General features: G+C 66.5%; 29 protein-coding genes. 12 read left to right on the top strand and 17 right to left on the bottom strand.

All coding sequences use genetic code 11. From position 1 onward, the window contains the following. The first annotated feature begins 17 nt into the window (after positions 1-17). Positions 18-620 (top strand): CDP-alcohol phosphatidyltransferase family protein, encoded by a 603-nt coding sequence (locus tag BM282_RS06105; protein ID WP_089878015.1) that lies wholly within the window; start codon positions 18-20, stop codon positions 618-620. Between the two features lie 67 nt (positions 621-687). After that, on the top strand, positions 688-1,218 hold the full coding sequence (locus BM282_RS06100; protein ID WP_089878012.1) for a multiprotein bridging factor aMBF1: 531 nt from the start codon (positions 688-690) through the stop codon (positions 1,216-1,218). Positions 1,219-1,254: 36 nt separating this feature from the next. Here BM282_RS06100 and BM282_RS06095 read toward each other — a convergent pair whose 3' ends face one another. Next, entirely contained in the window at positions 1,255-1,695 is a 441-nt protein-coding gene (locus tag BM282_RS06095; protein ID WP_089878010.1) for a hypothetical protein, read from the bottom strand. A gap of 79 nt (positions 1,696-1,774) precedes the next feature. Here BM282_RS06095 and tpiA point away from each other — a divergent pair, with 79 nt between their 5' ends. After that, entirely contained in the window at positions 1,775-2,419 is a 645-nt protein-coding gene (gene tpiA / locus BM282_RS06090) for a triose-phosphate isomerase (RefSeq protein ID WP_089878007.1), read from the top strand. 50 nt (positions 2,420-2,469) lie between these two features. Here the strand turns inward: tpiA and BM282_RS06085 are convergent, their stop codons facing one another. Further along, entirely contained in the window at positions 2,470-2,769 is a 300-nt protein-coding gene (locus tag BM282_RS06085; protein ID WP_139229692.1) for a hypothetical protein, read from the bottom strand. A gap of 9 nt (positions 2,770-2,778) precedes the next feature. After that, entirely contained in the window at positions 2,779-4,536 is a 1,758-nt protein-coding gene (locus BM282_RS06080; RefSeq protein WP_089878002.1) for a helicase HerA domain-containing protein, read from the bottom strand. 127 nt (positions 4,537-4,663) lie between these two features. Between BM282_RS06080 and BM282_RS06075 the strand changes: the two genes are divergently transcribed. Then, on the top strand, positions 4,664-6,139 hold the full coding sequence (locus tag BM282_RS06075; RefSeq protein WP_089877999.1) for an ATP-binding protein: 1,476 nt from the start codon (positions 4,664-4,666) through the stop codon (positions 6,137-6,139). A gap of 13 nt (positions 6,140-6,152) precedes the next feature. On the opposite strand, the gene dinB is transcribed toward BM282_RS06075, so the two are convergent. The 5 genes from dinB to aroC all read right to left on the bottom strand — a co-directional run bounded on the left by dinB (position 6,153) and on the right by aroC (position 12,375). Continuing rightward, positions 6,153-7,466, bottom strand: a complete 1,314-nt coding sequence (gene dinB, locus BM282_RS06070) for a DNA polymerase IV (protein WP_089877996.1) — start codon at positions 7,464-7,466, stop codon at positions 6,153-6,155. Between the two features lie 173 nt (positions 7,467-7,639). Further along, positions 7,640-8,068 (bottom strand): HTH-type transcriptional regulator LrpA1, encoded by a 429-nt coding sequence (gene lrpA1, locus BM282_RS06065; protein ID WP_089877993.1) that lies wholly within the window; start codon positions 8,066-8,068, stop codon positions 7,640-7,642. A 95-nt stretch (positions 8,069-8,163) separates the two neighbouring features. Beyond that, positions 8,164-9,102, bottom strand: a complete 939-nt coding sequence (locus BM282_RS06060) for a thiamine pyrophosphate-dependent enzyme (protein ID WP_089877991.1) — start codon at positions 9,100-9,102, stop codon at positions 8,164-8,166. Between the two features lie 3 nt (positions 9,103-9,105). Further along, positions 9,106-11,004 carry a 2-oxoacid:acceptor oxidoreductase subunit alpha gene (locus BM282_RS06055; RefSeq protein WP_089877988.1) on the bottom strand — a complete coding sequence of 633 codons (1,899 nt, stop codon included), beginning with the start codon at positions 11,002-11,004 and terminating at the stop codon, positions 9,106-9,108. A gap of 219 nt (positions 11,005-11,223) precedes the next feature. Beyond that, complete coding sequence (gene aroC, locus BM282_RS06050; protein ID WP_089877986.1) at positions 11,224-12,375, bottom strand: chorismate synthase; 1,152 nt, start codon at positions 12,373-12,375, stop codon at positions 11,224-11,226. A 171-nt stretch (positions 12,376-12,546) separates the two neighbouring features. On the opposite strand from aroC, the gene BM282_RS06045 reads away from it, so the two are divergent. Further along, entirely contained in the window at positions 12,547-13,020 is a 474-nt protein-coding gene (locus BM282_RS06045) for a DUF6653 family protein (RefSeq protein ID WP_089877984.1), read from the top strand. 88 nt (positions 13,021-13,108) lie between these two features. On the opposite strand, the gene aroA is transcribed toward BM282_RS06045, so the two are convergent. Beyond that, on the bottom strand, positions 13,109-14,407 hold the full coding sequence (gene aroA / locus BM282_RS06040) for a 3-phosphoshikimate 1-carboxyvinyltransferase (RefSeq protein WP_089877981.1): 1,299 nt from the start codon (positions 14,405-14,407) through the stop codon (positions 13,109-13,111). 121 nt (positions 14,408-14,528) lie between these two features. Between aroA and BM282_RS06035 the strand changes: the two genes are divergently transcribed. Continuing rightward, positions 14,529-15,701: a M24 family metallopeptidase gene (locus BM282_RS06035; protein ID WP_089877978.1), complete on the top strand. Its 1,173-nt coding sequence runs from the start codon at positions 14,529-14,531 to the stop codon at positions 15,699-15,701. A 9-nt stretch (positions 15,702-15,710) separates the two neighbouring features. On the opposite strand, the gene BM282_RS06030 is transcribed toward BM282_RS06035, so the two are convergent. Further along, on the bottom strand, positions 15,711-16,223 hold the full coding sequence (locus BM282_RS06030) for a hypothetical protein (RefSeq protein WP_089879439.1): 513 nt from the start codon (positions 16,221-16,223) through the stop codon (positions 15,711-15,713). A gap of 274 nt (positions 16,224-16,497) precedes the next feature. Continuing rightward, entirely contained in the window at positions 16,498-17,343 is an 846-nt protein-coding gene (locus BM282_RS06025; protein WP_089877976.1) for an SDR family oxidoreductase, read from the bottom strand. A 118-nt stretch (positions 17,344-17,461) separates the two neighbouring features. Between BM282_RS06025 and BM282_RS06020 the strand changes: the two genes are divergently transcribed. The 3 genes from BM282_RS06020 (at position 17,462) to surE (ending at position 20,690) form a co-directional block, all read left to right on the top strand. Then, a complete protein-coding gene (locus tag BM282_RS06020) occupies positions 17,462-18,298 on the top strand; it encodes a prephenate dehydrogenase/arogenate dehydrogenase family protein (RefSeq protein WP_089877973.1) in 837 nt (278 codons plus the stop codon). Next, positions 18,295-19,734 carry a small ribosomal subunit Rsm22 family protein gene (locus tag BM282_RS06015; RefSeq protein ID WP_089877971.1) on the top strand — a complete coding sequence of 480 codons (1,440 nt, stop codon included), beginning with the start codon at positions 18,295-18,297 and terminating at the stop codon, positions 19,732-19,734. The genes BM282_RS06020 and BM282_RS06015 overlap by 4 nt, the downstream gene beginning before the upstream one ends. Before the next feature lie 152 nt (positions 19,735-19,886). Then, positions 19,887-20,690, top strand: coding sequence for a 5'/3'-nucleotidase SurE (surE, locus tag BM282_RS06010; protein WP_089877968.1), 804 nt, complete (start codon positions 19,887-19,889; stop codon positions 20,688-20,690). Positions 20,691-20,746: 56 nt separating this feature from the next. On the opposite strand, the gene BM282_RS06005 is transcribed toward surE, so the two are convergent. Beyond that, positions 20,747-20,950 carry a hypothetical protein gene (locus BM282_RS06005; RefSeq protein WP_089877965.1) on the bottom strand — a complete coding sequence of 68 codons (204 nt, stop codon included), beginning with the start codon at positions 20,948-20,950 and terminating at the stop codon, positions 20,747-20,749. A gap of 87 nt (positions 20,951-21,037) precedes the next feature. Here BM282_RS06005 and BM282_RS06000 point away from each other — a divergent pair, with 87 nt between their 5' ends. Next, the gene (locus BM282_RS06000; protein ID WP_175501407.1) at positions 21,038-21,469 is read left to right on the top strand and encodes a VOC family protein; all 432 of its coding nucleotides are present in this window, start codon (positions 21,038-21,040) and stop codon (positions 21,467-21,469) included. A gap of 15 nt (positions 21,470-21,484) precedes the next feature. Here the strand turns inward: BM282_RS06000 and BM282_RS05995 are convergent, their stop codons facing one another. The 5 genes from BM282_RS05995 to BM282_RS05975 form a co-directional block, all read right to left on the bottom strand. Then, a complete protein-coding gene (locus tag BM282_RS05995; protein ID WP_089877960.1) occupies positions 21,485-22,342 on the bottom strand; it encodes an alpha/beta fold hydrolase in 858 nt (285 codons plus the stop codon). A 63-nt stretch (positions 22,343-22,405) separates the two neighbouring features. Next, positions 22,406-22,849 carry an ester cyclase gene (locus BM282_RS05990; protein WP_089877957.1) on the bottom strand — a complete coding sequence of 148 codons (444 nt, stop codon included), beginning with the start codon at positions 22,847-22,849 and terminating at the stop codon, positions 22,406-22,408. Between the two features lie 119 nt (positions 22,850-22,968). Then, entirely contained in the window at positions 22,969-23,478 is a 510-nt protein-coding gene (locus BM282_RS05985) for a quercetin 2,3-dioxygenase (RefSeq protein ID WP_217642688.1), read from the bottom strand. Between the two features lie 107 nt (positions 23,479-23,585). Then, entirely contained in the window at positions 23,586-24,014 is a 429-nt protein-coding gene (locus BM282_RS05980; RefSeq protein ID WP_089877954.1) for an ester cyclase, read from the bottom strand. Between the two features lie 276 nt (positions 24,015-24,290). Further along, complete coding sequence (locus BM282_RS05975) at positions 24,291-24,893, bottom strand: class I SAM-dependent methyltransferase (protein ID WP_089877951.1); 603 nt, start codon at positions 24,891-24,893, stop codon at positions 24,291-24,293. Between the two features lie 245 nt (positions 24,894-25,138). Between BM282_RS05975 and BM282_RS05970 the strand changes: the two genes are divergently transcribed. Together BM282_RS05970 and BM282_RS05965 are read left to right on the top strand one after the other, a co-directional pair. Continuing rightward, on the top strand, positions 25,139-25,384 hold the full coding sequence (locus tag BM282_RS05970; RefSeq protein WP_089877947.1) for an AbrB/MazE/SpoVT family DNA-binding domain-containing protein: 246 nt from the start codon (positions 25,139-25,141) through the stop codon (positions 25,382-25,384). After that, on the top strand, positions 25,381-25,767 hold the full coding sequence (locus tag BM282_RS05965) for a PIN domain-containing protein (RefSeq protein WP_089877944.1): 387 nt from the start codon (positions 25,381-25,383) through the stop codon (positions 25,765-25,767). The genes BM282_RS05970 and BM282_RS05965 overlap by 4 nt, the downstream gene beginning before the upstream one ends. The last annotated feature ends 279 nt before the right edge of the window (positions 25,768-26,046 follow it).

Below are 26,046 nucleotides of genomic sequence, written 5' to 3'. Positions count from 1 at the left end.
CCAATGACCCGCCAGCCATGACGCTCGACCAGTACCGCTCCGTCGCGGACCGACTGCTCGACCCGTTCGTGGGCGCCGCGGACCGTCTCGGCCTCTCGCCGGACGGCGTCAGCGTCGTCGCCTTCGGCTTCGCCGTCGCCGCCGGCGCGGCGTTCTACCTCGGCGACCCCCTCTGGTACGCCGTCGGGGCGCTTTTCGTCTTCGCGAACGGGTGGTTGGACCTCGTCGACGGCGCACTCGCCAGAGCGCAGGGCGTCGCCAGCGAGGGCGGCGACCTGTTGGACCACGTCCTCGACCGCTACGCCGACATCGCGATGCTCGTCGGCCTCGCGGCCGGCATCGACTCGTTCGGACTCGGTCTCGCCGCCGTCACGGGCGTCCTCATGACCTCGTATCTGGGGACGCAGATTCAAGCGGTCGGCCTCGGCCGCGCCTACGGCGGACTCGTCGGCCGTGCGGACCGACTGGCGCTCATCGGCCTGTTCGCCGTCGTCGCGGCCCTCGTCCCGCGTCCGGTGTTCGGCCTCCACCCGGTGGGGTGGCTGTTGGCGTTCTTCGCGGTCATCGGCCACTTCACCGCGCTCCAGCGGTTCTGGGGCGCGTGGTCGGACCTCTCCTGACGCGCCGGCTCTCACCGCGTCTCACCGCGTCGTGCCTTTTATATCGCGGCTCCGATTACGACAGGGTATGCCCCAGTGCGAAATGTGCGGCAAAGAGCGACCGTCGCTGACGACGGTCAAAGTCGAAGGGGCCGAACTCGAACTCTGTGACGACTGTTCGCAGTTCGGAACCGAAGTCCGCACCGAGTCGAGTTCGTCCAGCTCGACCAAGTACTCGACGTCCAGTTCCTCCGGGAAGTCGTCGGGTTCGTCGAGTGCTTCGTCGGCCTCGTCCGGGTCGGGCGGGTCCACTCGGCGTCGTCGCGATATGTTCGACGACATGGACGAGATAGCGACCGACTACGACGACCGAATCCGACAGGCCCGCGAGAACCGCGGGATGAGCCAGGAGGACCTCGCACAGTCGCTCAACGAGAAGGCGAGTCTCATCCGTAAACTCGAACGCGGCGACATCCTCCCGCCGGACACCGTCCGGAAGAAACTGGAACGGAAGCTCGAAATCACGCTCGTCGAAGGCGCGGACGACGACGACGAGGAGTGGTCCAGCGGGTCGTCAACCACGACGACGCTCGGCGACGTCGTCAAGCGGAAAGACTGACTCGGACGCCCGCGGCTCGTCTCTTCTCGCGGCCGCTCACTGTTCGGAGAGAAATCGCGTCCTCGTCTCGGTCGAGAGCGTCTCCACCGTCCCGATTCGAATCACCCTGTCTTCGAGGAGCGTCGCCGCCGCCTCGCGGTCGACCGGTTCGGCCGGGCCCTCCGCTCCGGTTCGAGCGAAGCGGAACGGCTCCCTCTCGGGGTCGAAACGGTCGTCCGCGTCCGCGTCCGCCGTCTCCGGGCGGTGTCTGAGGACGCCGTCGTCCGTCCGGAGATAGAGCACGTCCGGCGTCACCTCGAGCGCGGTCAGCCAGTCTGCGGGCGTCACGTCGTCGGCGTCGCGCCACCCGGCGACGGCTTCGACGACGGGTTGGAGCGCGCCCACCGTCTCCGTGTCCGGTCCGTCGAGGTGTCGCTGGAGCGTCTCGGCGACCCCCGCCGGGTCGTCCGCCGGCCCCGATTCGTCCGGGTCGTTCATGTCGAGTTCGTCTCGCTCGGGCCGTAAATACGAGGGGGGATGCTCAACTTATTTTGCTCGGGACCGAGTACTCGTTCTCGTGTTCATCCTCGTCAACCTCAAAGCGTACCCGTGCGACCCCATCGAAGTAGCGACCGCGGCGAAGGACGTCGCCGAGGAATCCGGCGTCCGCATCGCCGTCTCCCCGCAGGCCGCCGACGTTCGCCGCGTCGCCGAGACGGGCGTCGAGACGTGGGCCCAGCACGTCGACCCGAACGACTACGGCAGTCACACCGGGAGCACGCTCGCCGAAGCCGTCGCCGACGCTGGAGCGGAGGGAACGCTCGTCAACCACTCGGAGAAGCGCATGAAACTCGCCGACATTGACGGCTCCGTCCGCGCCGCGGAACGCGCCGGACTGGAGACGTGCGTCTGCGCGAACAACCCCGCGCAGATCGGTGCCGTCGCCGCACTCGGCCCCGATTCGGTGGCCGTCGAACCGCCGGAACTCATCGGCGGCGACGTCTCCGTCTCCACGGCCGACCCCGACATCGTCGAAGACGCCGTCGCCGCCGCCGCGAACGTCGACGAGGACGTCGACGTGTTCTGCGGCGCGGGCATCTCCTCGGGCGACGACGTGGCCGCCGCCGGTGACCTCGGCGCGACGGGCATCCTCCTCGCCTCCGGCGTCGCGAAGGCCGACGACCCCCGGGCGGCACTCGAAGACCTCGTCGCACCGCTGTAAGGTGAGGCGTCCGGCGTCGACAGACGGTCTCCACTCTTCTCTCGTCGCGGTCAGACACCGCCCACACACCCGTAGAACACGCATCCGAACAGCAAGTACGTCGGGACGAATCCGGCAAGTGATACCGCGCCGAACGCGACGAGCGACTTCGCTCGCCGGAGTGAGAAGGGTGCGGCGACGACGCCGGCGAGGACCGCGAGACCGCCGACTACGGCCAACGAGAACGTCGCGAGCGGACCGTACTCGGGGAACGTCCACGGAAGCATCGTGAACTCCGCGAAGTTGAAACCGAGAACGAGAAGCACCGTCTCGGCACCGAGCACCGCCGAGCGACGGGGTCCGTCGAACACGACTGTCGGTCAGTCGTCCGCTTCGGCGGCGTCTTCGTCTCGCTCGGCCGTCTCCTCGGCCCCGCCCGTCTCCACGACGAACGACGACTCCACGGCGGCGACGACGGCGGCGAGTTCGTCGTCGTCGAGTCTGTCGGCGAACGTCTCGCGGACGAGTTCGGGGAGGGCGTAGGCGTACCGGCCGCGACCGACGTGTTCGACGAACTCGGCTCTGCGAAGCGGCGCGTTCCGACTGTACGCGAGTTGTCTGTCGCCGACCGCGCCCGCCGCGACGTGCGCGTCCACCGGGTCGCACGAGCGGTCCAGTTCCCGGTAGAACGCGAGCATCCGGCGCGACACCGGCGGGAGGGCGTCGACGACGCTCGTGAGACGCTCTATCACGTCCTCTCGGCCGGAGACGCCCGCGAGTTCGCGGTGCGCGCGTTCGGGGGCGACGGCCGGGTCCGTGTCGGCACCGACCTCGCCGACCGACGCGTCCAGTCCGGGGTAGGCGTCGGCGGCCGCGGCCGTGACGGCGTCTTCTTCCTCCGTCTCTCTGTCGCCGTCCGACCCGGTGTCGGTCCGGCCTTCGCCTGACGTGTCGCCGTCTGGTTCGAGGGTTTCAGGCGTCGGACCCTCCGCACTCGCCGCCGACGCGTCGTACTCGCCGAGCGCGGCCTGTTTCTCCGTCGGCCGATTGAGGTTCCGTCCCTGCCCGCCGCGGTACGGCGACTCGCCGCGTTGGAACATCGCCTGCGCGAACTGGTCGGCCATCCGCGAGAGGTCGCGGGCCTCCTCTAACTCCCGTTTCAGGTCGCGAATCGTCGCCTCCTTCTTCTCTAACTCCTGTCGCAGGTCGGCGAGTTCGCTCTCCCGGCGGGCTTTCTCGTCGGAGATACCCTGCAACTCCGAGACGAGGTTGCCGTCGATGGACTTCAGGTCGGGCCGTTCGAAGTCGTCCAGTCCGGGCGTCGCGCCCGCGTCGAACGTGTTCTTCTTTCGGAACTGCACCCGTCGAATCGACTCGGACCAGTCGGTGACGAGGAACGCCTCGCCGTTGCCCATGTCCTCGATTGCGTCGGCGTACTCCGACCCGAGGATGCGCCCGACGACTTTCGTGTCGTTGTTCCACGTCAGTCGGTGCCAGCAGAGCCAGTCGCACTGGGTGATGAAGTCCTTCTTCACGTCGGCCGGTCGCTGCGAGATGCCGACGATGCCGAGGCCGTGTTTCCGCCCTCGCTTGCCGATTTTGATGAGCATCTTGCCCGCCTCGTTCATCCCGCCGCCCTCCGGGATGTACTCGTGACACTCCTCGACGAGCATGAGGAAGGGCTTTTTCAGTTTCTTCTCCTTCGCGAAGAGGTTCTTCGCCACCTCGGTGAGGAGTTTCTGCGCGTCGTCCTCGTCCAAGTAGCCCGAGACGTCGAGGATGATGGGGACGTTCTGTTCGAGTGCGAGATGCGCCAGTTTCTCGGCGTGTTCGGGGCTGACCTGGATGTCGCACTCGTCGTCCGCGCCGGCGTGCAGGAGTTCGAACTGCTCTTTCAACCCGTAGTACTCGCCGTCGGTATCGACGATGAGCACCGGGAAGTTGTTCGACAGCAGTTTCTCGATGATGACCGACGCCGTGTTCGACTTCCCCGACCCGGACTTGCCGGTGACGAACCCGCGACCGGTCAGAATGTCGACCACGGGGAGGTCCACCGGCGTCCCCGGGTCGGCGTTCGCGTCTCCCCCCACGCCGTCGCGTACGTCCGCGACGGTGATAGTCTCCGTATCCTCCGTCATCTATCGGTTTCTCAGCGCCCCGCCTCATAGTTCCTCCCCTCGCGTCCGACACGCGACCGACGGTCGAGACTCGGAGGCGAACGCCCCCTACTGATTTAAGAGGCCGCATCCCCACCCGCGAGTACGTGTGACAGGAGTCCAGAACGGCCACCCCCGAGTCGGCGTCGTCGGCGCGGACGACCGATTCGATTCGACCGTCGCCGACGAACTGACCGAGAGACTGTCGCTGCGCGTCGAACGGGTCGCGCCGGCGACAGTGGAGGCGGAATCGTTCGACTGCCTCGTCGTCGCCGGCGCACTCGGAGAGATTCGGCGGGCCGCCGAGAGCGACGTCACAAGCGTGGTCGCACTCGTCTCGGACCCCGACGAGGAGAGCATCGCCGCCGCCTTCGAGGCGGGCGCGACGGACGTTATCCCCCGCGCGAACGGGGCCGAGTGGCCACTCCTCGCCGACGCGGTGAGACGCGCCGTCGCTGACCGACGCGCAAAAGACGGCCGCGCAGATGACGGCCGCGCCGATGACGGCCGCGCCGATGGCCGCGCGGACGACGGCCACGACGACCACCTCGGAGACCCCGAGACCATACTGAACTCGCTGTTCGAGAACCTCCCCGTCCACATCTTCGTCAAAGACGCCGAGAGGAGACATCTCCGGGTGAGTTCGGCGTTCGTCGACGACCCCGACTACCTCGTCGGGCGGCGGGACACGGAACTCGGCGAAGAGTTGGTCTCGGACGAGGCGGCGGCCGCGGCCTCCGAAGACGACAGGCGCGTCCTCGACGGGGACGTGTCCATCCTCGACAAAGAGGAGTACCTCCCGTCTCGCGAACAGTGGAACCTCACCTCGAAGGTCCCGTGGCACGACGAGGAGGGAACAGTCGTCGGACTCGTCGGCGTCTCCCGCGACATCACCGAGCGAAAGGAGGCCGTCGAGGAACTCGAACGACAGAACGAACGACTCGACGAGTTCGCCTCGGTGGTGAGTCACGACCTCCGGAACCCGCTGAACGTCGCCCGGAGAAACCTCGAACTCGCGCGAGAGACGGGCGACGACGACCGACTCGACACCGTCGCCGACGCCCTCGACCGCATCGAGCACATCGTCGACGACGTGCTCTCGTTGGCTCGGGGCGGCGCGACGGTCCTCCACCGGGAACCGGTCCACGTCGCCGACGCGGTGCAGGAGGCGTGGGCGTCCGTCGACGCTCCGGACGCGACGCTCGACGTCTCGGACGAACTCGGCGACGTGCGGTGTGACCGGGTCCGTCTCGTCCGTCTCGTGGAGAACCTCCTGCGGAACTGCGTGGAACACGGGCACGATTCGAGCGAGGACGACGGCCCGCGCGCCGGCCCGACAATCTCGGTCGGTCGACTCGACGACGGCGCGGGGTTCTACGTCGAAGACGACGGCCCGGGGATTCCCGAGTCGGAACGAGAGGCGGTGTTCGACCGCGGATACACGACCGCGAAAGACGGAACCGGGTACGGTCTCGCCATCGTCCACGACATCGCGAAAGCGCACGGCTGGCAGGTCACCGCAACGACCGGAACGGACGGCGGCGCGCGCGTCGAAGTCGTGACGTGGAACGGGCCCTCGGAGTAGTCGCCGCTCCGACTCAGTCGCCGCCGAAGTCGCCGCTGAAGTCACCGAGCGAGGGTTGTGTCTCGCGCTGCTGCCGTGACGCGCCCGCGTCGTCGGTCACCTCGTCGTCGTGTCTCGCACCGGTACTTCCGCTCTCGTCCCTCGTCGCATCCGCCCCCTCCCATCCGTCGAGACGCGATTGGTCCGTGTCGGCGAACGAGAGGTTCGAGACGCGGACGCCGACTTTCCGCGCCGCGTCCGACTCGAACTCCGAGAGGAGGTCGAGTGCCACCTCTCGGACCAGTTCGGGGTCGTCGACGGGTCCCGACAGCGACCGCGCTCGCGTGTTCACCTCGTACGGCGGGACGACGACCTTGATTCCGATGGTCCGGTACATCGCGCCGCGGCTCCGCGCCCGTTCGGCGACGTCCGCGGCAAGTGCGGCGACGACCTGTGATTTCTCCTCGTGGTCGTCCGTCGCGTCGGCGAACGCCGACTCCCGGGAGAGGCTCTTCGGACGCCCCGTCGGCGTCACCTCTCTGTCGTCGTTCCCGCGGGCCCGTTCGTGGAGTTCTCGGCCGCGCGACCCGAACCGGTCTTCCAACGCGGCCGGGTCCGCCACCGCGAGGTCGCCCGCCGTCTCGATACCCATCTCGCCCATCTTTCGCGCCGTCACGGGGCCGACGCCGTGAACCTCCGTGACGGGGAGCGACTCGAGGAACGACCGAACCGACCCCGGCGGGACGACGACCAACCCGTCGGGCTTGTCGTAGTCGGACGCCACCTTCGCCGCGGACATGTTGGGCGCGACGCCGACGCTCGCCGGGACGCCGACGTCGCGGCGGATGCGCTGTTTGAGGTAGCGGCCGACGCCCTCCGCGAGCGTTCGGTCCTCGCCGTCGACGGTCCGCCAGGAACTGCTGTCGGTCACGTCGAGGTACGCCTCGTCGACGCTCACCTCCCGCACCACGTCGGCGCAGTCGTGCAGAATCTCCTTTACCTCGCCGGCGACGGACTTGTAGAACTCGATGTCGACGGGGCGGTAGTGGCCGGCGGGTTCGTCGGCGGCGGCGGCGGCGGCGTCGATGCGAGGGAGGCGTTCGAGCGCCTGCGAGATGGGCTGGGCGCTCTCGACGCCGTACTCGCGGGCTTCGTAACTCGCGGTGGCGACGGCCCCGAACGACTCGCCGTCCTCGTACCCCATCCCGACGACGAGGGGCTCGCCGACGAGTTCGGGTTCGCGGAGGCGTTCGCAGGAGGCGTAAAAGCAGTCCATATCGACGTGGAGGACGATACGCGAGTCGGAGTCGTCCTCGCGCGCCACGCCAGGGAGCGTCTCTCCCGCCATCACCAGACCGTGGGCGGTGCAGACTCGTTAGTGTTCGCAAAGCGGGGCGAAAGTGATGCGCGGCGGGGAGAGAACGGAGAGACGAGACGGGTGGGCGAAGCAGGTCGGAGGGGGCAGGCGGGGCGGATGGGATGCAACAGGGTGGGGCAGCGTGGGACGAGACAGCGGTTCGATTACTTCAGTCGCTCTTGCAGGAACGACGGGTGCGCGGCGGTGACGCCCTCGATAGAGAGAATCTGTTCTGCGATGACGTCGCCCAAGGCGTCGCCGTCGGCGGCGCGCACCTCGGCCATCAGCATGTGGTCGCCCGACGAGGAGTACAGCGACTCCACGTCGTCGAGCGATTTCAGCGCGCGCGTCGCCTCGACGTAGCGTTCGGACGCCACGTCGATGCCGACGAACGCGATGGACTGTCCGGAGAGTTTCTTCGGGTTCACGTCGGCCGAGTAGCCGACGATGACGCCGTCGGACTCCAGTTTCTGGATGTACTTTCTGACCGTGGGCTTCGAGACGCCCGCCCGGTCGGCGATCTCGGCGTAGGACGCCTGCGCATCCTGTTCGAGGACGGCGAGGATACGTCCCTCCGTGGAGGTGGCTTCCATGGCTCTGTCTTTTGCTTCACCGAAAAAATATCTTCCGAATCAGAAAACAGCGTGCCGGTCCGCGATTGCGGCCGCGAACGGCCGCGTTCGGGCCGTTACTTGTGCTTGTCGAGGAACAGGTCGTGGGTCCGCTCCCACTCGTAGTCCTCGTCGAAGTACCGCTCTGCGAGCGGTTCCTCGGGCATCTCGCCGATCTGCTGTTTCTCCTGCTGGTAGGACGGTCGGTCCGCGTCGTGGTAGTACCGACCGGTGAGGACGGTGCCCTCGTGGAGTGCGTCCTCGGTCTCGAACATCATGTCCGCGGCGGACTTGCGGTCGGTGATGTCGATGTCGTAGTCCTCGGACTCGTTGATGTCGATGTACGGGACGTACTGCTTTGCGTCCTTGTTCCACGTCGGACACTGCGTCAGGAAGTCGACGTGCGAGAAGCCGTCGTGCTGGATGGCCTCGACGATGATGTCCTTCGCCTGGTTCGGGTTGACCGCGGCGGTGCGGGCGACGTACGACGCGCCCGAGTTGAGGGACATCGAGAGGGGTCGAAGCGGCTGTTTCGCGGAGCCGTGAGGCTGCGTCTTCGACTTGTGACCCTTCGGCGACGTGGGCGAGGTCTGCCCCTTCGTCAGGCCGAAGATCTCGTTGTTGAACACGATGTAGGTGAAGTCGTGGTTCTCACGAGCGGTGTGCATGAAGTGGTTGCCACCGATACCGTAGCCGTCGCCGTCGCCACCGGCGGCGACGACGGTCAGGCCGGGGTTCGCGAGCTTCGCGGCGCGCGCGATGGGGAGCGAACGGCCGTGGATGGTGTGGAAGCCGTAGCTCTCGAAGTAGCTGTTCAGTTTGCCCGAGCAGCCGATGCCCGTGGTGACGAGCATCTCCTCGGGCGACAGGCCGAGTTCCGCCGCGGCACCTTTCAGGGCCTTGAGGACCCCGAAGTCACCACAGCCGGGACACCACGTGGGCTGGGGTTCGAGGCCGGGCGTGTACTCGTTGCGGTCTCGTTCGACGTTTTCGCCGATTGCGTTGAATGCGCTCATTGGTTAGTCACTCGCTGCGGGAACGAACTTGGTCTCGTGGCTGGAGAGCTCTCCATCCTCGACGATGCTTGTGACGAAGCCTTCGGTGATGTCCTCGGGCTCGAACGGGTTGCCGTTGTACTTCAGGAGGCTCGACATCTTCTCGCCGAAGCGGCCGACTTCCTTCTGCGTGAGGCCGCGGAACTGCGCCGAGGCGTTCATCTCGACGACGAGACATTCGTCGACGCTCTCTAAGAACTCCGACACCTGGTCGACCGGGAACGGAGCCATCTCGCTGACGCCGAGCGCTTTCACGGAGTGGCCCCGTTCGTTGAGTCGGTCGACGGCTTCCTCGACGGTTCCCTGCTGGGAGCCGAACGTCATAAGGCCGTAGTCGGCGTCCTCGGGGCCGTAGTGCGTGTTGTTCGGCACGTCGGAGCCGTCGAGTTCCGCGCGGATGGCCTCGAGCTTCTGCATGCGGCGGTTCACCTGGAAGACGCGGTTGTCCGGGTCTTCGGCGATGTGACCGGCGGGCATGTGCTCGTTACCCGTCGCGAGGTAGCGGCCGCCCTTCTGACCGGGGATGGAACGCGGGCTGACGCCGTCCTCGACGTCGTGCTGGAAGCGGTTGAACTTCCCGGAGGCGTCGTGGGACGCCTCGGCGAGTTCCTCTTCGGAGAGGACCGAACCGAGGTCACCGTTCGGCTCCTCGTCGAAGACGCTGGCCGGGATGTTCTGGAGTTCCCCACCGTTCTTCTGGTCGTAGAGGACGATGGCGGGAATCTGGTACTCGTACGCGATCTTGAACGCCTGCCGCGTCTGGCGGTAGGCTTCCTCCGCGCCCGAGGGCGCGAAGACGACGCGGTGCGAGTCGCCCTGCGAGGTGTACAGGACGTGTTCGAGGTCGCCCTGTTCGGGCTTCGTCGGCATCCCCGTCGAGGGGCCGGCGCGCATGGCTTCGACGAGGACGACCGGCGTCTCGGTCATCTCGGCGAGGCCGAGCGGTTCGGACATCAGCGCGAAGCCACCGCCGGACGACCCGGACATGGCCTTCACGCCGGCGTGGGAGGCACCGATGGCGAGTGCCGCCGCCGCGATTTCGTCTTCGACCTGTTCGGAGATGCCGCCGACCTCCGGCAGGTTCTGCGACATGATGGTGAACACTTCGGTCCACGGCGTCATCGGGTAGCCCGCGATGAAGCGGCAGCCCTCGTCGAGAGAGCCGTACGCGATGGCGTCGGACCCGGAGAGGAGCACCTGTTCCTCGTCGTGTTCGCCCTCGGGGACCTTCACGTCGTGGGCGTCCACGTCGTAGTCCTCGGAGACCATGTCGTAGGCCTCGTGGAGAATCTCGAGGTTGGGTTCGAGAATCTTCTCCGGCATGGCGTCCTCCATGAGTTCCTCGATCCACTCGGTGTCGATGCCGGCGAGTGCGCACGTCGCGCCGACGCCGGCCGTGTTGCGCATGACTTCGCGGCCGTGTTCGCGGGCCATCGTGCGCAGGTCGAGGTCGTAGACGTGCCAGTTGTTCTCTTCGACGCGTTCGTCGAAGTCCTCTATCTCGCTGGCGTCGAGGAGACCGGAGTCGTAGATGATGACGCCGCCCTCGCGGAGTTCGTCGAGGTTCTCCGAGAGCGGTTTTATCTCCTCGTTGCCGTAGTACGCGTTCTCCTGCGGGTTCCGAGCGAAGGAGTCACCCAACGCGAGCAGGAAGTTGTAACCGTCCCCGCGGGACTTGACGGGGTCGGCGGAGGCGCGAATCTCCGTGTACGTGTGGCCGCCGCGGATGCGCGACGGGTAGTGACGGTGCGTGAATACGTGGAGCCCCGACCGCATCAGGGCCTTTGCGAAGTTCTGACTCGTCGAGGCGATACCGTCCCCAGAACCGCCTGCGATGCGCCAGATAAGTTCGTCGTTAGTCATATCTTCAACTCAGGCCCGTGTGGGCCACTAACGGATATTTTCGTGAGGACTTGATTAAAGCCTTTGCTATGGATTAACAAGGAAAGATGATGAAGGACCTAATATCCATAGGAGGTTCCTCCGAGAGGGGGAGATAATTGGACAGACGTGAACTTCTCCGTCGCGTGAAGGGGGTGCGTCTGTATCCGTCTCCGAGTGAACCCTCGGTCGGAGAGGCGGCTATTCGTTGTCCGGACTGCGAGGGTGGTAGTCGGTGTCGTACTGACCCACCTGTCCGTCCATCCGGTCGGGGTTGATGTGCCCGCCCAGGAGCATGAAGTCCACGACGGTCAGGTTGAGCATCGCCTCGACGACGGGGACGGCCCGCGGCGGCAACACGGGGTCGTGCCGGCCGACGACCTGGATGTCTTTCTCCTCGCCCGTCTCCCAGTCGACCGTCTTCTGCTCTTTCGGGATGGAGGTGGGCGCGTGCCACGTCACCTCGCCGAAGACGGGTTGGCCGGTGGTGATTCCGCCCTGAATGCCGCCGTGTTTGTTGCCGACGGGAACCGGGTCGCCCTCTTCGGAGAACGTCCAGTCCTCGTTTCGGTCCTTGCCGGTCCACTCGCGCGCCTCGCGGCCCAGACCGAACTCGAACCCGGTCGTCGCCGGGATGGCCATCATCGCCTGTCCGAGTCGCGCCGAGAAGGAGTCGAACCGCGGTGCGCCCAGTCCGCGGGGGACGCCGCGCGTCTCGAAGTAGATGGACCCGCCGATGGAGTCGCCCTCCTTCTGGTACTGCTCTATCTTCTTCATCATCCGGTCTGCGGTCTCGGGGTGCGCACAGCGGACGTCGTTCTCTTCCGTGTGTTCGAGCATCTCCTCGAACGTCACCGGCGGCGCCTCCACGTCGCCGATCTGGTTGACGTGCGCTTTCACCTGCACGTCGTGTTCGTCGAGAATCTTCCCGGCGATAGCGCCGGCGGCGACCCAGTTCACCGTCTCGCGCGCGGAGGACCGCCCGCCGCCGCCCCAGTTTCGCGTCCCGAACTTCGCCGAGTAGGTGAAGTCGCCGTGAGACGGACGCGGCGCGGTCACGTACGGTTCGTACTTGCCCGACCGCGCGTCCTTGTTCTCGATGACCATCCCGATGGGCGTCCCCGTCGTGTAGCCGTCTTGGGTCCCGGAGTTGAGGACGACGGCGTCGGGTTCGCCGCGGGAGGTGGTTATCATCGACTGCCCCGGTTTTCGCCGGTCCAGTTCCTTCTGCACGTCGTCCGCGTCGAGTTCGAGTCCGGCCGGGCACCCCGAGACGGTGACGCCCATCGCGTCCCCGTGGCTCTCACCGTACGTGGTCACCTGAAACAGGCGGCCGAAACGATTACCGTTCATGTTCGTCGCTCTGTGGCGCGGACATTTAGAGGTTGCAGAAAGCCGCAATCGTGGGGACCCGAGAGCGAGGTGGGGACCGAGAGGTTCGCTCGCCCGACGCGCGCCGTCGCGCGTCGGGCGAGGGTCGGTCTGCGGGGAGTTACTATACTTCGGGTGGCCGTACCCGTCCGTATGACCACACCACCGGAGACGCTCCGGGAGACGCTCGAAGAGGCGTTCTGGGAGCGACACGCGAACCCGTGGAGCGTGGGCACGCGGTTCGTCCTGCTCCCGGCGCTGATGACCGCCATCTACCGCCGCGACGCCCGACTCCTCGCTGCGACGCTCCTGTTCGTCGTCCTCAACCCCGTCTTGTTCCCGCCGCCGAAGCGGACGGACTCGTACCTCAGCCGCATCGTCCTCGCCGAACGCGAGTGGTTGGCCGCGGGCAACGGGACGATGGGGCCGTCGTACCCGAACGTCCTCAACCTGCTCAACGCCCCCACGACGCTGTACGCCGTCGTCTCCGCCGTCAGGCGCGACCGACGGGGAACGGTGCTCGGGACGGCGGCGGCGATGGGGCTGAAACTCTGGTGGGTGGACGCCGTTGTCCGCCGAACGGGCGTCACCGGCGAGCGGTCGACGGCCGAGGCGACGCGCGACTGAGTGGCCGCGACTGGCGACGACTCAGGCGGCGAACGGTCGGTCGGCGAGTCGGCGACGGACGGGTGACGAGTCGGCGACCGACGCCCGACTACGACCGCTGGACCGACGCGCCGAGCGACGCCATCGTCTCGAAGAAGTTCGGGAACGACACGTCGACGTGTTCGGCCCCCGTCACCGTCGTCTCGCCGTCGGCGACGAGTCCGGCGACGGCCAGCGACATGACGATTCGGTGGTCGTGCCGGCCGTCCACCGTCGCGCCCGCGAGGTCGGTCCGGCCGCCGTGAATCGTCAGGCGGTCCTCCTCTTCTGTCACCTCGGCGCCCATCTTTCCGAGTTCCTCGGCCATCGCGCGCACGCGGTCGGTCTCCTTGTACCGGACGTGCTCGCAGTTCTCGATGACCGTGTCGCCGTCGGCGACGGCCCCGAGGGTGGCGATGGTGGGCAGGAGGTCCGGCGTGTCGCCCACGTCGACGGTCGTCCCGGAGAGCGACGCCTGCGAGACGGTGAGTTCGCCCGCGTCGTGGTCCCACGCCACGTCCGCGCCCATCTCGCGGACGACGTCGACGATGGCGGAGTCGCCCTGTGCGCTCGGCCGCGCGCCTTCGACGACCACCCGTTCGCCGTCCGCGGCGGCGACGGCACCGGCGGCGAGGAGGTACGAGATAGAGGAGAAGTCGCCGGGCACCTCGTATTCGCCGCCCGCGGGGTCGTACGACTGCCCGCCGGGGACGGAGAACCCCTCGTCTGTCGTCGTCGTCTCGATACCGTAGTCGGCCAGCAGTTCGAGCGTGATGTCCACGTACGGCGCGGACTTCAGTTCCGTCTCCAACTCGATGTCGATGCCCTCGTCGGTGACCGCGCCGGCCATCAGGAGCGCCGTGATGTACTGCGAGGAGACGTCGCCGGGGATGGAGACGGTTCCGCCCGTCATCCCGTCGCCGACGACGAGGGGTGCCTGCCCGTTCCGGCGGGTGGACTCGCCGCGTCCGTGTAACTCCGAGACGGCTTCCAGAAGCGGACCCTGTGGACGCGAGCGGAGCGAGTCGTCGCCGGTGAGGACGGTCAGACCGTCGCCGAGGGCGGCGCAGGCGGTGACCAGACGCATCGTCGTCCCGGAGTTCTCGCAGTTCACCACGTCGTCGGGGACGTCGGGGCGGCCGTCGAACCCCGCGACGGTCAGGCGCGACTCGTCCGCCGAGAGGTCGGTCTCGCCGCCGAACGCGTCGACGGCGCGCATCGTCGCCTTCGTGTCCGCGCTCACGAGGGGGTTCAGTACGGTCGCCTCGGCACCGTAGCCCGCGGCGAGGATGGCTCGGTGCGTGTAACTCTTCGACGGCGGCGCACGCGCGCGCCCTTCGACGCGCGACGGCGAGATGGTGACGTCCATGCATCTCGTTGGCGTGGGGGTGGGCATGAGGGTACCGGACGCGGCGAGGATTCCCCCGACGCGTCCCGGCGTCCGTTCCGCGACGCGGACGCTTATCAAGCATCGCGGCGAACCCCGTCGCATGGACCCGGACTTCTCCCGTCTCGACGACCTCCTCGCCGAGGAAGACGCCGACGGCTACCTCGTCGACGACACCAGTCACAACTCCACGCAGAAGTATCTCTCCGGATTCGACGCGCACGACCCGTTCGTGACGCTGTACACGCCCGAACGGACGGTCCTTCTCGTCTCCGCGCTGGAGTACGGCCGCGCGAAGAAACAGAGCCGGGCCGACGAGGTTCGCCGGAGCGCCGACTACGACTACCGAGAACTCCGCGCGGAGTACGGTCCAGCGGAGGCGAAGGCTCGCGTCCACGCCGCCTTCCTCGCCGACTACGACGTGTCGTCGGTGCTGACGCCCGAGCGATTCCCGCTCGGACCCGCGGACGGCCTCCGCGAACGCGACGTGACCGTCACCCCGGAGGAGAGCGACCGCGTGACCGAGATTCGCGCGACGAAGACGGAGGAGGAGAGACGACACGTCCGCGACGCGCAGGCGGCCAACGAGGAGGCGATGCGGGCCGCAGAGGACCTCCTCGTCGCCGCCGAGGTGGACGACGGCGTCCTCGTCTACGAGGGCGAACCGCTGACCAGCGAACGGGTGAAAGAGGAGATAGAGGTGACGTTGCTCCGGCACGGCTGTGGACTGGACGACACCATCGTCGCCTGCGGTGCCGACGCCGCGGACCCGCACGACCAAGGAAGCGGCCCCCTCCGCGCGGACGAGGCCATCATCGTCGACATCTTCCCGCGTTCGAAGACGACGGGCTACCACGCCGACATGACGCGGACGTTCGTGAAGGGGGCCCCGAGCGACGAGATTCGCGAGTGGTTCGACCTGACCCACGAGGCGTTAGACGCCGCCCTCGACGCCCTCGAACCGGGCGTGACGGGCGAGGAAGTGCACGACGTGGTGTGCGACATCTACGAGGCGGCCGGACACGACACCCTGCGAGCGAACCCGACGGCGGAGACGGGGTTCATCCACTCGACGGGACACGGCGTCGGACTGGACGTCCACGAACTACCGCGCATCGCGCCGGGCGGTGAGGAACTGAAGCCCGGACACGTCGTCACGGTCGAACCCGGACTGTACGACCCGTCGGTCGGCGGGGTTCGTATCGAGGACATCGTCGTGGTGACCGAAGACGGCTACGAGAACCTGACGTCGTACCCGGTGAAACTGGTCGTCTGAGCCGTCCGGTCAGCTCTCTGACTGCTCTTCGACGGACTCGCTGCCGAGTTCGGACCATCGGCTCTGTGCAGTCTCGTACTCCGAGAGGAGCGATTCGAGAGCTTCTGCGGTCTTCGGTGTCAGAACGCCCGCCGCCTGTCTCACGACGTCGCCGTCCTCGACGAGGAAGGCGTATATCGTCTGTTCGCCGACGATACCGAGGCGGCGCTGGAAGGCGTTCTTGTCGACGGGCACGAACACTGTGTTCTCGTCGAGGCGGTTGCGAGCGTTGGAGGGAGCGAGGCCGCCCATCGTCGTCGGTGGGAGCATCCCACTGTTTCCACCCGTGACGGAGAGTTCGTAGTAGTCGAAGTGGTCGTACTTCTCGCGGAGTTCCTTCGCGAACCCGCGCCAGGAGTCGACGAGCGACTGCTGACGCCGGTGGAAACTGAGAACGACGAGCGTCTGCTCCCCCTCGAAGTCGACGGGGAGGTGGACTCGTCGACCGTCCGTGGTTCGCCCGGGGACCGAGGGGAATTTCATCACCAGGAACATCTGTCCAGACCACTATAAATCTACGCACTAGTCAGCGACCAATAACGAACTATGCGGCCGTTATACTGCTCCTAAATGGGATATTACGTAGTCAGGTCGCCGAACCTCGAAGGGAGTCAGAGAACATAATTTCTTGGAGAAGTCGTGGTCGCCCACTCACAGCTCTCCGTCCGCGTGCATTCCCCAGGTGCGCAGTGAGAACCGAGCCATATAGTTCTACGGTGCCAACTATCAAAATTGAAATTCGGAGCCGCCGCGCGACCTACGTCGGTCGTTCGTACTCGGGGTCGAACAACTGCGCGGACGTCGGTCCGGGGTCCGACCCCTCGACGACGTTGTACCGGTCGAAGTCTTCGACGCCCGCCTCGCGCAGGACGTCTTCGTCGTAGAACGCGTTGCCCGTGCACTCCGTGGGGTCCCGAGAGAGCAGTTCGGTCACGGCGTCGCAGACGATTTGGGGCGTCCGCCAATCCTCAGGGGACCCCATCCCGAAGTGTCGCGTCGCCTCCGACTCCACGGCCGCGACGGGCCAGAGACTGTTCACGCCTATCTCGTCGCCGGCGAGTTCCTGTGCGAGAGACTGCATCACGACGGTCATCCCGTACTTCGAGACGGCGTAGGCGGCCATTCCCGGCCGAGACGGGTTCGTCACCGGCGGCGAGAACGCGAGGGCGTGCGCGTGGTCGCTCTCTCTAAGATGCGGCAGGGCCGCCTGCGTCGTCACGTACGTCCCGCGCACGTTCACGTCCGTCAGGAGGTCGAACCGCTTCGGCGGCGTCTCCTCGAACGGCGCGATGTGGATGGCCCCGGCGTTGTTGACGACGAAGTCGATGCCGCCGAACTCCTCGACGGTGTCGTCGACGGCCGCCTGCACGGACTCCTCGTCGCGGACGTCTATCTGTCGCCAGATGGACTCCCCCCCCGCCTCGCGTATCTCTTCTGTAGTCTCGACGATGGTTCCCGGGAGCGTCTCCTTCTCCTCGACGGTCTTGCCCGTCGAGACGACTTTCACGCCCGCGTCGGCCAGTTCGAGCGCCAACGCTCTCCCGATACCGCGACTCGTCCCGGTGATAAACGCTACACGCCCGTCTAGTTTATTCTCGTCCATAGCTCACCTACCGCGGCCGGATACTTCACGTTTCCTCATGCGACAGCGGGCGAGTGTGGGTCGGGCGCGACGCGGCCACCGAACCCCTTTTGTCGGTCTCGGCGCGTAGTCGGCGGCGATGGAGGTACTCGTCGTCGGCGCGGGTGAGATGGGTCGCTGGGTGGGGTCGACGCTCGCTCGCGAGTTCGACGTTGCGTACGCGGACCGCGACTCGGACGCCGCGCGGGTCGCCGCGACGGCCCACGACGGCCGAGCCGTGCCGCTCGATTCGGACGAGACGTTCGACGCCGTCTGCCTCGCCGTTCCCATCTCGGCCGTCGCGCAGGCCGTCGACGACCACGCGCCGAACGCCGAACGCGCCGTGTTCGACGTGACGGGCGTGATGGAGACGCCAGTTCGCGCGATGCGAGCGGCCGCGCCCGACCGAGAGCGCCTCAGTCTCCACCCACTTTTCGCCGCGGCGAACGCGCCGGGCAACGTCGCCGCCGTCCGCGACGCCGAGGGGCCGGTGACGAACCGCGTCTGCGACGCCCTCTCGGCGACCGGAAACCGCGTGTTCGAGACGACGGCCGCCGAACACGACGAGGCGATGGAGACGGTGCAATCGAGCGCTCACGCCGCCGTCCTCGCGTACGCGCTCGCGGCCGACGACGTGCGCGACGAGTTCGCCACGCCCGTCTCGGAGGCCCTCGACGCCCTCGTCCGGACGGTGACGGGCGGAACGCCACGCGTCTACCGGGAGATACAGGAGTCGTTCGCGGGCGCGGACCGAGTCGCCGACGCCGCGGCCGAACTCGCCGACGCGGACGCCGAGGCGTTCGAGCGACTCTACCGCGAGGCGAGCGTGCGAGACGGAGGCGACGACGCGAGAGGCGGGAACGCGGGCGACGAGGATGCGAGAGGCGACGACGCGAGAGACGAGGCCGCAGGAGACGAGGAGTCAGACCAACGATGATAGACAGAGACGCCGTGCGGTCGAACGCCAAGTATCTGCGAAGTGTTCGGCCCATCGACCCCGAGGAGATTTGTGAGTACATCGAGGGGACGCCACACCCCGCCGTCGTCCGCGAGGCACTCCGCGAGGAGGCGTTCGACCTCCAACTGGTCGAACGCGAGGACGGCACGTTCGTCCCCGTCCCCGACGACCCCGCGCCGTTCCGCGACTGGCGACCGACCGAGTTCCCCGAGGACCACGCCTTCCGGTTCGAGGACCTCCTCGTCGAGCGATACGGCGTGAACTGGCACCGCGGCGACTCTGGAGACACGCTCAGAGAGGCGATTCGACGTCTGAAAACTGACTACTACTACCAGAACGACGTGGCCTACGACGGCGACGCCGCCCTCGGCTACGGCATCTACCACCTGCCGGACTACTACGCTGCCGTCGGCTACGTCCTCGACGACATCGCGGAGCGCGGGTTGTTGCCGCGCGTCCTCCGCGTCCTCGACGTGGGCGCGGGCACCGGCGGCCCCGCCCTCGGCCTCCACGACTACCTGCCCGACGACAGTCTCGTCGAGTACCACGCCGTCGAACCCTCCGCATCGGCGGACGTCCTCGAACACGTCCTCTCGGAGACCCGACAGACGTTCCGGACCACCGTCCACCGCGAGACGGCCGAGGCGTTCGACCCCGAGTCGGTCCTCCCCGAGGGCGAGGGGTTCGACCTCGTCTGCTTCGCGAACGTCCTCTCGGAGTTGGACGACCCCGTCGCCGTCGCCGACCGGTACCTCGACGCCGTCGCCGACGACGGGTCGTTCGTCGGCATCGCGCCGGCGGACCTGAACACCAGCATGCAACTCCGCGAGGTGGAACGCGAACTCGCCCCCGCCGACGGCGACGTGACCGTCTACTCGCCGACGCTCCGTCTGTGGCCCGGGTACGCCCCGTCGGACCACGGGTGGTCGTTCGACGTGGGCGAGGACGTCGCCGCGCCGCCGTTCCAGACGCGACTCGACGAGGCGGGCGAGGCGACGGAGAGTCGCCAACCCGGCGACGGCACGTTCACGAACGAGACGGTGCAGTTCTCCTCGTTCGTCCTCCGGCACGACGGGAAACGCCGCCTCGACGTGACGGCCGACGCCGGCCGGTACGCGAAGATGGCCGAGATGGAACGGCACGTCACGAACCGCATCGACCTCCTCGCGGTGAAACTGAGCCACAACCTCGCCGAACGCGAGGGGTCGAACCCGCTGTTCAAGGTGGGCGACGGGAGCGAGCAGGTCGAACACTACGCCGTGTTGACGAAGCGCGACTCGCTGAACGAGTGGGTCGCCCGCGCGGACTACGGCGACGTCATCGCGTTCGAGAACGTGCTCTGTCTGTGGAACGACGACGAGGGCGCGTACAACCTCGTCGTGGACGCGGAGACTGTCGTCGACCGAGTGGCGTGACGGTCGGACGCCGGTCGGTCGCAGACGGACGGAGGTAGACGGACGGGTGCAGACGATTCGGTCGCGGACGAGTCGGTGAGGACCGTCCGCCGCGGCCGACGACAGACCGCCGCGAGCGGTACACCTTTGCGCGGTCCGCCGTACCGAAGCACATGAGCGATTCGCTCTCTATCCTCTTGACGAACGACGACGGCATCGACAGCACGGGGTTTCGAGCGCTGTACGAGGCGTTCGACGGGTTCGCCGACGTGACGGCCGTCGCCCCCGCCGACGACCAGAGCGCGGTGGGACGACAGTTGTCCAGAGACGTGGACGTGACCGAACACGAGTGGGGGTACGCCGTCCACGGGACGCCCGCCGACTGCACCGTCGTCGGTCTCGAAGCCCTCTGTCCGGACGTCGACATGGTCGTCGCCGGATGTAACAAGGGCGCGAACCTCGGCGCGTACGTCCTCGGACGGTCCGGAACCGTGAGCGCCGCCGTCGAAGCCGCGTTCTTCGACGTCCCCGCGATAGCCGTCTCGTTGTACGTCCCCGGCGACGGCGACGTGCCGTGGTCCGAGAAGGCCGAGGACGTCCACGACTACCGCCACGCGACGGCGGCGGCGACGTATCTCGCGAAGAACGCGCCTGCTGCGGGCGTCTTCGAGGAGGCCGAGTACCTGAACGTGAACGCCCCGATGGTCGACGGCGACGGCCCCGTCCCCCTGCAGGTCACGACGCCGTCGACGATGTACGAGATGACCGCGCGTCACGACGGCGAGAACGGCCGAATCACGCTCCACGACGGCGTCTGGGAACGGATGCGCGAGAGCGACTTCCCCGACCCCGACGGCACCGACCGTCGCGCCGTCGTCGAGGGCCGGGTGTCGGTGTCACCGCTGACCGCACCGCACACGACGAAACGGCACGACGCGCTGGACTCGCTGGTGGCGTCGTACGACGGCGCCGACTGAGTCGGATAGGGGGCCCGTCGGCTACGAGTCGGTCGGTTGACTAAGGGGCCTGTCGGCTACGAGTCGGTCGGTTCTTCCCGGTCGTCGTCCACCGACGAGTACCCCGACGGGACGCCCCCGAGTGCGACGATAGCGGCCGGTATCAGGGCGACGACCGTCCACATGAGTAGTTCGGCGGGTCCGGCACCGGTCGTCACCGCCGAGGCGACGCCTCCGACCGCGACGAGGAGGCCGACGCCGACGGCGAGTTTCGTACGCATACGCAGACTATCACGAACGGCTATAAAACAGTTCGTGTCAGTCCATTCATGAATCACTTTCATCGTCGGGACTCACGTCTGTCCCTCATGGACCCTTCGGTGACGGAGACGTACCCGACTTCACTGTTCGTCCGACTGACCGTCGGCCGCCTCGACGCCTCGGTGGCGTGGTACCGTGCGGTCGGCTTCCAGACGGTGTCAGAGAGTCCCAAGATGGCGCATCTTCGGTACCGAGCGGACGCCGACGTGATGCTCGTCTCCGGAACGACCGGTACACCGCGCGGCAGCGGTGTCGCCGTCTATCTCACCCTCGACGGCGAGTCGGTCGACGACGTGGCCGAACGGGTAGCCGACGCCGCCGTCTCGGGAGGCGAGGGGCCGTACGAGACGTCGTGGAACACCCGCGAACTCGTTCTCACTGACCCGGACGGCTACCGCCTCGTGTTCTCCGAAGTGGTCGACGCGGACCGGTCGGTCGACGACGCGGCGGACTCGAACCGAGAGGACCGCCGCGTGTGACGGCCGCGAGGTTCGCTACTCCGACGGGTCGGCGTCCACCTCGGTGTCCTCGGTCGGACGAGACACCGCTTCGAGGAACCGTCGCACGCTCGCGGTGAAGTACTCCGGGTCGTCGAGGTTGCAGGCGTGTCCCGCGCCGGGAACTTCGTCGACGTCCACGTCCGAGAGCGACGCCGCCAACCGGGCGACGTGGGCTTTGACGGCCGGGAGGCCGTGCTCACCGAACAGCACGAGGCTGGGAGCCCGTATCGCCGAGAGGTCGACGGACTCCTCGTGGAACCGGGCCATCGACTTCGCCACCTTGGCGAACTCGGCCGTCGCCATCGACGGTCCGGAGTCTCGGAGTCGCTGGACGTTGTCGTAGTCGCCGCCGGAACCGGGAGCGAATCGCTCCGTCAGCCAGACGTTGGCCCGTTCGACGCGTTCGAGGCCGAACAGCCGAACCGGGAGGACGAGGGCGTTCAGAACCACGCGACGGAGCAGCCAATCGCCCGCCCCGACGAAGGGTGCGGTGAACGGTTCGGCGAGTATCACCCCCGAGACGTCCTCGGGGTACTGTGCCGCGTACGTCTGGGCGACCATCGCACCCATCGAGAGGCCGCAGACGACGGGACGGTCCAGTTCCAGCGCGGTGAGAAGCGCACGCAGGTCGTCGGCGTAGCGCGCCACGGAGTACCTCGCCGCCGACGAACCGCCGGTCATCCCGTGCCCGCGAACGTCGTAGACGACGGTCGTGTAGTCGTCGCTCAGCGCCTCGACCTGCGCGTCCCACAGCGAGTGGTCCAGCATGGAGGCGTGGACGAACACTATCGCGGGGCCGTCCCCGCGTCGTTCGTAGTAGGTGTCTATGTCGTCCGTTCGAACCGTCGGCATCGGGGAGAAGACGCGCGCTGAGGGCATGAACGTGCAGGAAAAAGCGGCGTCTCGACGCCCACCTCACCCCAGTGGGAGTTCGAGACCGAGTTGCTCGACGAGCGTCGCCATGCTCGCCGCGTCCTTCAGTTCGACGACGCGCCCGTCGCGGAGGCGTCGGAACGAGAACCCGTCCACGGCTATCTCGTTGCCCGTCGGTTCGACGCCCCGGAACGTTCCGCGGTGAGTCCCGCGGAGCGTCCACCAGACGAAGACCACGTCTCCGTCGGCCGCCAGTTCGTTCACCTCGGCGCTCGCGTCCGGGAATCCCTCGTCCCACTCCGCGTGGACCGATTTGATGTCCTCACGTCCCACGAGGGGACCTTCCGAACCCGTTCGCTTCGTTCCGACGACCACGCTCTCGGCGTACAACTCGTCGAGAACGTCCAGGTCGTCTCCGTTCCACGCCTCGTCTATCTCTCGCCGTACGACCGCTCTGTTCTCCGCCTCCGATTCTATCGTTGACATGTTCTCACCCCTGCATCGACAGCCCTCGCGCGTGGCACGAGCTATCAGTAAACGTACGTTAGTCGCCGTCATCACTCTACCTCCACTCGTTTGGGCGGGAGAACGTCCCGTTCGGGAGACTACGCCTCGAACGGCGGCGGCCCGAGAATCTCCAGTTCGTACGTCTCCAACACGTCGTTCAGCCGTTCGAGTTGCGCGTCTGTCGGGGTCGGGTCCGGAAGCGAGAGGTCGTGTGCCGGGTCGCCGACGGCCTCGAAGAACGACTCGCCGCCCGCGTTCCGGACGATGTAGTATCTGCTCGCGTCCTCCTCGACGCGGAAGGCGTGCGGCTTTCCACGAGGTCCGAACGCGACGTCGCCCGGCCCCACGTCCATCGTCTCTCCGTCGACGTGGACGGAGAGGCGGCCGTCGACGACGACCCACAGTTCGTCCTCGGCGTGGTGGACGTGCAACGGCGTCTGCATTCCGGCGTTCGCCCGTTGTTCGATGAGTCCGTACGCACCGGCCGTCTCCTCGCCGGTGGCCTTGACGAACGTCAGGCCGCCGAACATGTTGAACCGGTCCCCCTCGTCGGCGCGGCGGACGAACGGAACCGCGCCCTCGTCTCCTGGGTACTGTGCTCGTGCCATCGCAAAGAAGAGAACGCATCGTCTCGGCATCAAGAGAGACTGATACGTGTTAGATCGGGTCCGAAAGCGGAGTCGCTCTGGGACCGGTCGGCCGCACCCGTCTCCGGTCAGTCGTTCTCGCGACCAACCTGACGGCTCATCTCCCTCGGGTCGTAGTACACCCGTTCGCGCTGGATTCGCCCGTCTTCGACCGTCAGCGCGTCGGCGTACCCGATTTCGACGGGCCGTCCGGTCGGCGCAACGCCGTCGAACACGCCGTCGTGCGTCCCGCGGAACGTACCTTCGAACATCGCGACGCCGTCGCCGACGACGAGTTCGTCTATCGTCAACTCGAAGTCGGGGAACCCCGTCGCGTAGCGCTCGACGAGCGACTTCAGGCCGTCTCTGCCGCGTACTTCTCTCCCCGGTGCACCGGATTCGACCATGACGAACGACGTCGAGACGAGGTCCGAGATATCGTCGTACGCCCTGTCGTTCCAGAGTCCGACGTACGCTCGGACGGTTTGCTCGACGCTTCGAGTCGCTTTCGGTTGCATACTCACACCCCCACTAGAGAGAGGACGCGCGGGGACAAATACGTGCGTAGCGGGAGCGAGCGACGACTCACGGGGCGGCGACGAAGCGGAGTCGGCGGACGAGGAAGAGAGACTCGCGAACGTGCGTTCGGTCGTGAGAGCGGGCGACGGCGCGGCAGTCGTTCGAGCGCACCTTCGCTCGCCTCGTGCATATCCTCGACCGGATTCCGGAACTCCCACGGAAGGGGGCCAGCGAGGGAACGTCGTCGCCGCGTATGCTGTGGCCTGTCCGTCTGCCTATCCAGTCGTTCGAGAAGCGACGAGGACGCCCACGGAGCCACTGACGATTTCCACGTCCGTGAGCGTGAAGCCCGCATCGGCGAGCAGATTCGCGACAGTTCCCATCTGCGGGAGTCTCTCGTAGTCGCCGCGGGGTTCCGCTGGCCCGAAGAACATCTTGTCGGCGACGACGAGATGGCGGGGATTCAGCGACGAGATGCCTTCGATTGCGGCCCGCAACTCCTCTTCGCCGCCCTCGTCGTACGCCATGTAGAGCGCGTAACTCGCGACGACCACGTCCACCGCCTCGTCCACGTTCGGTTCCCGAAACGACCCGTGGCCGAACGAGACGTTCTCAACGCCTCTCTCCGTCGCCTTCTGCCGAGCGTATCGAAGCCACTCGTCGTTGACGTCGCGCCCGAGGACGCGTTCGCAGTTCGGTGCGAGTTCGAAGGCGACGATTCCGGTTCCGGTCCCCACGTCGACGACAGTGTCTTCGCGGCGGATAGGGGTGTGTTCGACGGCGTACGACACGCACGTCTGGTACGCCTCGTCCGCCGCACTATCTTCGTCGTAGTCTCTCGGGGTATACCCGTGAGAGCGTTCCCCTGACTCGCTCATGGCTACTCAGCCGTAGCGACGGCGGAGCATAAGGGTTCCAAGAGTTATCGTTGACAGGTCACGAGGGAGTGACGTGCTGTCGGTCGGTACGCGTCACCAAACACCACCTCGAACTATCGGTTCTCACCCTGTTCGGCCTTGTTCAGGACAGTGAAGTCTATCATGGGTTGTCACGAGTCACACTCCGTACCATAGAGATATATCTAGTGGTAACGTTCAACTCTCGTGCCATCGTAGTCTATCCTATGTCAGCAGAGACGGACCGACAGGGGCGACTGTACATCCCCAAAGAGGTACGGAAGAAGTACGGTGAGAAGTATCACATCGTGACGTACGAAGATAGAATCGAACTCATCCCGGTCGCAGACGACCCGCTCGCTGCAGTCCAAGAGGCGGCAGGTGGCCTCCGTGATGCGTCCATCGAGGAGATTCGAGAAAACGTCGAATCGGAGGCGAAAGCCAACGCCGGAGAGAAGGATAGCGATAGATGACGGTGTACGTCGAGACGGACTTCTTACTCGCACTTGCCAAAGATTCAGATTGGTTGCAGGGGTCGACGGAAGAAGCACTCGATAAATACGAGGTCGAAACGTCGGCGTTCTCGTATCTCGAACTCGTCCTCGCCCGCGAACGCTACGAGTTCGACTTCGTTCCGCTGGTGGCGAACCTGCTCGAACTCGTCCCAGTGCGAGACGAAGAAGAGAAACAAATCGTCCTGAAGGGAGTCAACTACTACGACGAAGGGATGACACCGTTCGATGCGTTCCACGCGGCGACAGCGGAGACGCGAGGCATGGACGTACTCTCGTCAGAGAAAGACTACGAAGACATCGACGTGTCGAGAATCCAGTTGGAACCGACCGACGAGGAGTGAGTTTGATTCGACTCACTGCCGGACCACATTGTGAGTCGAGACTACAACCACGAGTCCGACGAAGAGGCCCGTAAAGGAGAAATTCGCCACCACGCCCTCCGATTCGAGTACGTAATCGATGCCGGCGTCCGACGTTAATCCTTGGCCAATCATCGGTCAGAACCAGAGGAAGGCCCAAACCGGAACACCACATCTGAATCGGGAATGAAACGCCGACTCACATCCGTTTAGTGCTATCTAGACTCGCGTTGCTCGGCCTTGTTCAGTTCAATAACTCAC

This window comes from Halogeometricum limi (assembly GCF_900115785.1).
Taxonomy (GTDB): domain Archaea; phylum Halobacteriota; class Halobacteria; order Halobacteriales; family Haloferacaceae; genus Halogeometricum; species Halogeometricum limi.
The sequence above is the reverse complement of the archived record's forward strand: the minus strand, read 5'-3'. Positions and strand labels throughout refer to the sequence as shown.

What these genes read in the sequence shown, in the direction of transcription:
- BM282_RS05990 (WP_089877957.1), bottom strand. Translation starts at nt 22,849, where the DNA reads ATGTCAACGATAGAATCGGAGGCGGAGAACAGAGCGGTCGTACGGCGA.
- BM282_RS05975 (WP_089877951.1), bottom strand. Translation starts at nt 24,893, where the DNA reads ATGAGCGAGTCAGGGGAACGCTCTCACGGGTATACCCCGAGAGACTAC.
- BM282_RS06030 (WP_089879439.1), bottom strand. Translation starts at nt 16,223, where the DNA reads ATGAAATTCCCCTCGGTCCCCGGGCGAACCACGGACGGTCGACGAGTC.
- BM282_RS06045 (WP_089877984.1), top strand. Translation starts at nt 12,547, where the DNA reads ATGACCACACCACCGGAGACGCTCCGGGAGACGCTCGAAGAGGCGTTC.
- BM282_RS05970 (WP_089877947.1), top strand. Translation starts at nt 25,139, where the DNA reads ATGTCAGCAGAGACGGACCGACAGGGGCGACTGTACATCCCCAAAGAG.
- aroA (WP_089877981.1), bottom strand. Translation starts at nt 14,407, where the DNA reads ATGGACGTCACCATCTCGCCGTCGCGCGTCGAAGGGCGCGCGCGTGCG.
- BM282_RS05980 (WP_089877954.1), bottom strand. Translation starts at nt 24,014, where the DNA reads ATGCAACCGAAAGCGACTCGAAGCGTCGAGCAAACCGTCCGAGCGTAC.
- surE (WP_089877968.1), top strand. Translation starts at nt 19,887, where the DNA reads ATGAGCGATTCGCTCTCTATCCTCTTGACGAACGACGACGGCATCGAC.
- BM282_RS06015 (WP_089877971.1), top strand. Translation starts at nt 18,295, where the DNA reads ATGATAGACAGAGACGCCGTGCGGTCGAACGCCAAGTATCTGCGAAGT.
- dinB (WP_089877996.1), bottom strand. Translation starts at nt 7,466, where the DNA reads ATGGCGGGAGAGACGCTCCCTGGCGTGGCGCGCGAGGACGACTCCGAC.
- BM282_RS05965 (WP_089877944.1), top strand. Translation starts at nt 25,381, where the DNA reads ATGACGGTGTACGTCGAGACGGACTTCTTACTCGCACTTGCCAAAGAT.
- BM282_RS06035 (WP_089877978.1), top strand. Translation starts at nt 14,529, where the DNA reads ATGGACCCGGACTTCTCCCGTCTCGACGACCTCCTCGCCGAGGAAGAC.
- BM282_RS06000 (WP_175501407.1), top strand. Translation starts at nt 21,038, where the DNA reads ATGGACCCTTCGGTGACGGAGACGTACCCGACTTCACTGTTCGTCCGA.
- BM282_RS06060 (WP_089877991.1), bottom strand. Translation starts at nt 9,102, where the DNA reads ATGAGCGCATTCAACGCAATCGGCGAAAACGTCGAACGAGACCGCAAC.
- BM282_RS05985 (WP_217642688.1), bottom strand. Translation starts at nt 23,478, where the DNA reads ATGGCACGAGCACAGTACCCAGGAGACGAGGGCGCGGTTCCGTTCGTC.
- BM282_RS06080 (WP_089878002.1), bottom strand. Translation starts at nt 4,536, where the DNA reads ATGACGGAGGATACGGAGACTATCACCGTCGCGGACGTACGCGACGGC.
- BM282_RS06025 (WP_089877976.1), bottom strand. Translation starts at nt 17,343, where the DNA reads ATGGACGAGAATAAACTAGACGGGCGTGTAGCGTTTATCACCGGGACG.
- BM282_RS06095 (WP_089878010.1), bottom strand. Translation starts at nt 1,695, where the DNA reads ATGAACGACCCGGACGAATCGGGGCCGGCGGACGACCCGGCGGGGGTC.
- BM282_RS06055 (WP_089877988.1), bottom strand. Translation starts at nt 11,004, where the DNA reads ATGACTAACGACGAACTTATCTGGCGCATCGCAGGCGGTTCTGGGGAC.
- BM282_RS05995 (WP_089877960.1), bottom strand. Translation starts at nt 22,342, where the DNA reads ATGCCGACGGTTCGAACGGACGACATAGACACCTACTACGAACGACGC.
- BM282_RS06005 (WP_089877965.1), bottom strand. Translation starts at nt 20,950, where the DNA reads ATGCGTACGAAACTCGCCGTCGGCGTCGGCCTCCTCGTCGCGGTCGGA.
- BM282_RS06100 (WP_089878012.1), top strand. Translation starts at nt 688, where the DNA reads ATGCCCCAGTGCGAAATGTGCGGCAAAGAGCGACCGTCGCTGACGACG.
- aroC (WP_089877986.1), bottom strand. Translation starts at nt 12,375, where the DNA reads ATGAACGGTAATCGTTTCGGCCGCCTGTTTCAGGTGACCACGTACGGT.
- BM282_RS06105 (WP_089878015.1), top strand. Translation starts at nt 18, where the DNA reads ATGACGCTCGACCAGTACCGCTCCGTCGCGGACCGACTGCTCGACCCG.
- lrpA1 (WP_089877993.1), bottom strand. Translation starts at nt 8,068, where the DNA reads ATGGAAGCCACCTCCACGGAGGGACGTATCCTCGCCGTCCTCGAACAG.
- BM282_RS06020 (WP_089877973.1), top strand. Translation starts at nt 17,462, where the DNA reads ATGGAGGTACTCGTCGTCGGCGCGGGTGAGATGGGTCGCTGGGTGGGG.